The following is a 6,082-nucleotide window of genomic DNA, read 5'->3' as shown; positions in this document are numbered from 1 at the left end:
GATAGCGTTCGCTCTCCCGGTTCACACCCACCCGGTCGCGTCTGGTGCCGGCAGACGCGCCAACAACTCGCGCACGGCCCGCGCCCGATGAGAGAACCGATGTTTCTCCTCGGCAGACATTTCCGCAAAGCGGCGCGACTCGCCCCGCGGAGAAAACAGCGGATCGTACCCAAATCCGCCGTCTCCCCGCGGCTCATCGTGGACGAGGCCGTCCACCCGCGCTTCCACCTCCATGATCACGCGGTCCTTGCGCGCCACCACCAAGGCGCACGCGAACCAGGCTTCCGCCTCTCGAACCCCCTTCGACCGAAGGGCGCGGATGAGCTTGTCGATGTTGGCGCGATCGTCAGCGCCTTCGCCTGCATAGCGCGCCGAACGGACACCCGGCTCTCCGCCGAGCACAGGAACCACGAGCCCCGAATCGTCAGCGAGCACAGGGGCGTCGACGTACGCGGCGTAAAACAAAGCCTTCTGGCGCGCATTATCCAGGAACGTTTCGCCCGTCTCAGGGGCCTTTGGGAGACCCGGGGAGAGAGGCGCGAGCTCCACGCGACCTCCGAAGATCTCGGCAAACTCCCGCACCTTGTGTGGATTCTGCGTGGCCATGACGATGCGCATCTCAACGCCCTCCTCACGGCGCAATCCGTTGAATCGGCTCCACAGGAATCGGAAGCGACACGTGTCGGACGGCCCGCTCGCCGGGCACTTCGCCAAACCACGTCGCGAGGGCCATGCGAAGACTCGCCGTGTCTCCAGTCGTCAGAAACCAGGCGGAAGGCTCGGCGCCATCCGGCGCCTCGAGGCCCCGCTCGGCGAGCACCCGCGCCACGGTCTGCGCAGTGGCGTCGGCCGACGAAATGACGCGGATGGATGGGCCCAGAACCCGGCGAATGACAGGCATGAGCAGTGGGTAATGGGTGCACCCGAGCACCAGCGTGTCGATACGCGCATGGATCAGCGGCTGAAGCGATTCGCGCACGACCTCCTCCACCGCATCGCCGTCGACATGTCCCTGTTCGACCAAGGGCACGAAGAGCGGGCACGCCACCTCCACCACGGAGACGTCCGGGCGAAGCGCGCGAAGGGATTTCGCATACGCGTGGCTCGCGATAGTCACCGACGTGCCGATGACGCCAATCCGGCCTGTCTCCGACGCCTCGATAGCCTGAGACGCGCCGGGTTCGATCACGCCGACCACGTCGATGCCGAGCTCTCGCTTGAGGCGCGGCAGTGCGACAGCGGTCGCCGTGTTGCACGCGACCACCAACAGCTTGATACCGAGGCGCTCCAGGTAGCGCCCAATCTCGAGCGCGAAGCGCTCGACCTCATCAGGGTCCCGGTCTCCATAGGGACAACGGGCGCGATCGCCGAAGTACACCATGGATTCGCGGGGCAGGCGGCGCTTCATCGCGTGAAAGACGGTCAGCCCCCCGATACCGGAATCAAACACGCCGATTGGGCGATGCGCGAAGTCCATCGTCTTCACTCCTCTAGGTCCGAGCCCCCGGGGGAGCCGGCTCGACGCGCGACGTTCATGCGTTACCCATATTCGTAAGAAGAACATCCAGTGCTTGTAGAATGGCGCGGCGCTGCTCGATGGAGACGTGTTTCAAGCTCGAATCGAGGTAGGCACGGCGCGCGGCGAGCACCGCCTCGATGACTTGCGCGCCCTTGTCCCGAAGTTGCACGCGCACCACGCGGCGATCCACGAGATCCCGCTGGCGAGAGACATATCCAGCGCGCTCGAGCCTGTCCACCAAATCGGTGGTGGTGCTGTACGCGAGGTACAGCTTGGCCGACAGCTCGCCGATGGTCAACTCACCTTCATTGTACAGCGTGATGAGCGCATCAAACTGGGGCGATGTGAGGTCGTAGTCTTTCAACAAGAACCTTCCGCGGCGCCGGACGGTGGCAGCGACGAGGCGGAGCGCCTTTTCAATTTCCTCAACGAAGGGACTGTAGTCTGCCAAAGGATACCCACATCCTGTCTTGGCCCAGAGTCCAATAAATCGTACCACTGCCCACTTTTTTCGGTCAACAGGATCGCGACGGACATGAAGAAAGGGCGCCTATGGCGCCCCGAAACTGCCCCTCGACTCACTCCTCGAACGGCCACGCGGGAAGTCGGCGCGACAGCGGTTTGTCCCGCCGGTATCCGAGCGCGTATTCCGCCTGCAGAATGGTGTGGATCTCGCGCGTCCCCTCGTAAATGACAGGTGCCTTGGCGTTGCGCAGATACCTCTCCACCGGATACTCATTCGAATACCCGTACGCGCCGTGGATCTGCACCGCATCGGACGCCGCCTCCCACGCCGCGTCGCAGGCCACCCACTTCGCAAGCGACGTTTCGCGCGTGTTCGGCAACCCCTGGTTCTTCAGCCACCCAGCCCGATACACCAGCAGGCGCGCGATGTCCAGGTTTGCGGCCATCTTCGCGATCATTTGCTGAACCAGCTGGTGCCTGCCGATGGGCTGACCAAACGTCTCTCGCTCATGGCAGTACTTGACCGACGCCTCGAGGCAAGCCGCGATGCATCCACACGCGCCGGCCGCCACCGTGAAACGCCCGTTGTCCAGGGCCGACATGGCGATCTTGAAGCCCTCGCCCTCTTCGCCCAGCCGATTCTCGATGGGCACGCGGACGTGATCGAAGAACAGTTCTCCGGTGTTGCCCGCGCGAATGCCGAGCTTGCCTTTGATGGATCGCGTCGAGAACCCTTCCCATCCCCGCTCCACGATGAAGGCCGTGATCCCGTGGTGCTTCTTCGAGCGATCCGTGTAGGCGAAGACCAGGAAGTAATCCGCGACGTCGGCGAGCGAAATCCAGATCTTTGAACCGTTCAAGATGTACGCATCCCCGTCGCGCACGGCCGTCGTCCGCATCGCAGCGACATCCGACCCCGCATTCGGCTCCGTGAGCCCAAACGCCCCGATCTTCTCGCCGCGCGCCTGAGGAACCAGATACTTCTGCTTCTGCGCTTCCGTCCCCCATTGAAGCAGGGTCAGCGAATTCAGGCCCGTATGGACCGATACGGCCGTTCGAAAGGCGATGTCACCGCGTTCGAGCTCTTCGCACACGATGGCGAGCGTGTTATAGTCCATCCCTGCGCCGCCGTACTTCTCGGGAATGCACACGCCCATGAGCCCCAGTTCCGCCAACCGCCGGAGCACGCTCGGTTCAAAATGCTGTTTCTCGTCCCATTCGCGGATGTGGGGCAAGATCTCCTCGTCCACAAACTTGCGGACCACATCCCGAACCGCCAACTGTTCTTGCGACAGGCTGAAATCCATCTACACACGCCTCCCTCGTCTGCCCGCGTCTCTCGCCTTGCCTATGCCGACGTCTCGGATTCCGACGGCGGACAACTCGCCACCACGCCCGCCGCCTTCAGCGCCTCAATTTCCTGAGGACCGTAGCCCGCCTCCGTTAGAATGGCCTCCGTGTGTTCGCCGAGCCGCGGCGGGCGCCGGCGCAGCTGAAGATCCCACCCCTCGCCGAGCAAGGGCGATCTCGTCACGAAGAAGGATCCAACGCCTGGGTAATCGGTCTGCCACAGCATGCCTCGCGCAGCGACCTGATCGAGATGCAGGACCTCGTCAATTCGATTCACTGGAGAACATGGCACGCCTGCCGCCGTCAGCACCTCTTCCCACTCGCGCACGCCGCGCGCTGCCAACCTAGCTTCGAGCAGCGCCGCCAACTCGGTCCGATGCTTGACGCGGAGCCCGTTCGTCTGAAATCGAGGGTCTTCCGCGAGCTCAGGGCTGCCGAGCGCCTCACACAGCCTGCGAAACAGCCCGTCGTTTCCCACAGCGACGACCATCCATCCGTCGGCCGCGGCCAACGCCTGGTACGGTGCCAGGCTGAAGTGCGCTGCGCCCAACCGCTCCCCCACGTGACCCGTGAGGAAGTACGCCGTGGCGTAATACGTCATGAGCGCCACCTGCCCCTCAAACAGGCTCGTCTCAAGGTAGGTGCCGCGGCCCGTGCGATGGCGTTCGGACAGTGCGGCACAGATGGCGAGCGCGGCCCAGAGCCCGGCCGTCAAATCGGCAATGGACCAGCCGGCCCGCACAGGGCCTCGCCCCGCTTCTCCCGTCACCGACATCAGGCCGCTCGCCGCCTGAATGGCAAGATCGTACCCGGGCCTATCCTTCCAAGGTCCCGTGCGGCCGTACCCGCTGATGGCTGCGTAGATGAGCCGCGGATTCGCCGCGCGAAGCGAGCGGTGGTCGAGCCCCCACCGCTCCATCGTCCCTGTGCGAAAATTCTCCACGAGGACGTCTGCCTCCTGCGCGAGCCTGCGCACGATCTCGCGCCCGGCTTCGGTCTTCAGATCCACCGCAATGCTCCGTTTGTTTCGGTTGAACGCGAGAAAGTAGCTGCTCACGCCGTCTTTGGTGGGTTCATACTTGCGGGTCTCGTCGCCCTGAGGGCTTTCGACTTTGATCACGTCCGCGCCGAGATCGCCGAGAACTTGGGTGCAAAAAGGCCCTGCGAGTACGCGGCTGAGGTCGAGCACGCGAACGCCTGCAAGCGGTTGCATGAGGGTCACCTCTTGTTCGTCAAACGGTTTCATCAACGCAGCGCCGCGTGGCCCTGATGTCGCATCGGGTGGTTCTGTCCCTGAAACCCAATGACGCACGGCCCTTGGGGCTCCGATGCGCGCACCTCCACGACAACCGCGCCTTCCGGCACGCGCTCGCCGTCTTTCAGAGAATACAGCCGACCGAGCGCCGCCTCGTACCGCTCTTCTGTGATCTTCCATGCATCGCGCGCAGACCACAGCGCATCGCGGATGGCCGCGAACAAGGCATCCTCCCAGGCCGGCACGGGGCACCGGACGTAAACCCGTCTGCCTTCCACCAATGCATGCGCCAGTTGCTGAGCCGCACGAACATCCACGCCGGAGCACGACCGGTCTGCCTGTGTCCAGATGCGCAATCCGCTCACCTAAGTTTCATAATATAAACTCTGATTCAATGAAGAAATGATGTCTGCTCTCATGGTAGATCACAAAGCAGGTGGCGGCAAGACAGAGATCAAAAAGAGCTGGCCGAAAGGCCAGCGGACATGAGGCGGGAACATGGCGTGTACCCTCAAGCTTCGGAGCGAGCCGTCCAATCTGCCACGTTCGCGGAAGGTTGCGGCGCATGGACCGGCACGCTCTTCATCAGCGCCTCCGTCACCAGGATGAGTGCGATGGCGGCGGAAATCAGCCCGGAGTAGCCGCCGAACGCGCTGTTCACGCCGGCGAGGTTGGCGAGCGTACCGCCGAGGAATGCGAAGAAGACGAACAAGAAGAGGAGCCCAAACAAGAGCTGCACTCGAAATGCGGCAACAACGAATGGCACGGTGACGATGGTCCAGATCAACAAGAACGTGCCTAGCGCCTCGTTCGCCTGCGTTCCGAACTGAAGAACACCTTTCAACTCCAGGTAGAAGAACAGGAAGAGGGATGTGAAGAACGCTCCGTAAAACCCGTTGACGCTTAGTCCGAAGGTGTCCCCTCGCACGTAGGAGAATATGCACGCCAGGAAGTAGACCAAGCCGCCGCACACAAGGATTGCGGGCATGAAGAAGAGCGTCACCTGCGGGGACACCAAGTGCGCATTCGGCAAATTTAGCAGCGTTTGCGCGATGACAAACGCAGCCAGCCCCATGATGATCGGATCGCCAAGCCTCTTGTCGTGCATCATCGTTCTCCCTTCACACCGCATTTTTGAATCCGCTTACATCCGAACCCATGCCCTATCGGCTTTCTTTTGATTCGCTCCATCCCTGCGACCTTTGATTTCATATTAGACACTTCGTTTCACAATGATGTCGCTCGCCCCCTCGCGACGAACTTCACCTCGACCTCTACGGTAGAGGAGAATGAAAGCGCTGTCAATATAGAAAGTTCCGACTCCTTTACTCAGATTGCCGCGTAGTCCGAGGGTTGCGCCATCCCCTTCCGCCGAGCGGCGTGGTCTCTTTTGCGCGGTCCGTGCATAGGGATGCAATAGGCGCCAGGGCGCCAGGGCCTGCGTGGCCTGAGGCAGAGGCTCAACACCCCTACTCGCGGTAGGGGTGTTGCCT

Annotated in this window: 7 protein-coding genes; all 7 read right to left on the bottom strand. The window is 62.6% G+C overall.

What is annotated here, in order from left to right:
- Nucleotides 1-21: 21 nt before the first annotated feature.
- Nucleotides 22-618 (bottom strand): RdgB/HAM1 family non-canonical purine NTP pyrophosphatase, encoded by a 597-nt coding sequence (gene rdgB / locus AS26_RS07845; protein WP_062308088.1) that lies wholly within the window; start codon nt 616-618, stop codon nt 22-24.
- A gap of 13 nt (nt 619-631) precedes the next feature.
- Complete coding sequence (gene murI, locus AS26_RS07840) at nt 632-1,477, bottom strand: glutamate racemase (protein WP_062308086.1); 846 nt, start codon at nt 1,475-1,477, stop codon at nt 632-634.
- A gap of 55 nt (nt 1,478-1,532) precedes the next feature.
- Nucleotides 1,533-1,970, bottom strand: a complete 438-nt coding sequence (locus tag AS26_RS07835; protein ID WP_062308083.1) for a MarR family winged helix-turn-helix transcriptional regulator — start codon at nt 1,968-1,970, stop codon at nt 1,533-1,535.
- A gap of 127 nt (nt 1,971-2,097) precedes the next feature.
- Entirely contained in the window at nt 2,098-3,291 is a 1,194-nt protein-coding gene (locus AS26_RS07830; RefSeq protein ID WP_062308082.1) for an acyl-CoA dehydrogenase family protein, read from the bottom strand.
- A 41-nt stretch (nt 3,292-3,332) separates the two neighbouring features.
- Nucleotides 3,333-4,547, bottom strand: coding sequence for a CaiB/BaiF CoA transferase family protein (locus AS26_RS07825; RefSeq protein ID WP_062308104.1), 1,215 nt, complete (start codon nt 4,545-4,547; stop codon nt 3,333-3,335).
- 32 nt (nt 4,548-4,579) lie between these two features.
- Nucleotides 4,580-4,945: a hypothetical protein gene (locus AS26_RS07820; protein WP_083516020.1), complete on the bottom strand. Its 366-nt coding sequence runs from the start codon at nt 4,943-4,945 to the stop codon at nt 4,580-4,582.
- A 155-nt stretch (nt 4,946-5,100) separates the two neighbouring features.
- On the bottom strand, nt 5,101-5,697 hold the full coding sequence (locus AS26_RS07815) for an acetate uptake transporter (RefSeq protein ID WP_062308079.1): 597 nt from the start codon (nt 5,695-5,697) through the stop codon (nt 5,101-5,103).
- Between the last annotated feature and the right edge of the window lie 385 nt (nt 5,698-6,082).

It is taken from the genome of Alicyclobacillus sendaiensis NBRC 100866, from assembly GCF_001552675.1.
Taxonomy (GTDB): domain Bacteria; phylum Bacillota; class Bacilli; order Alicyclobacillales; family Alicyclobacillaceae; genus Alicyclobacillus; species Alicyclobacillus sendaiensis.
Note: the sequence above shows the minus strand (reverse complement) of the source record. Positions and strands in the feature narration are given on the sequence as shown.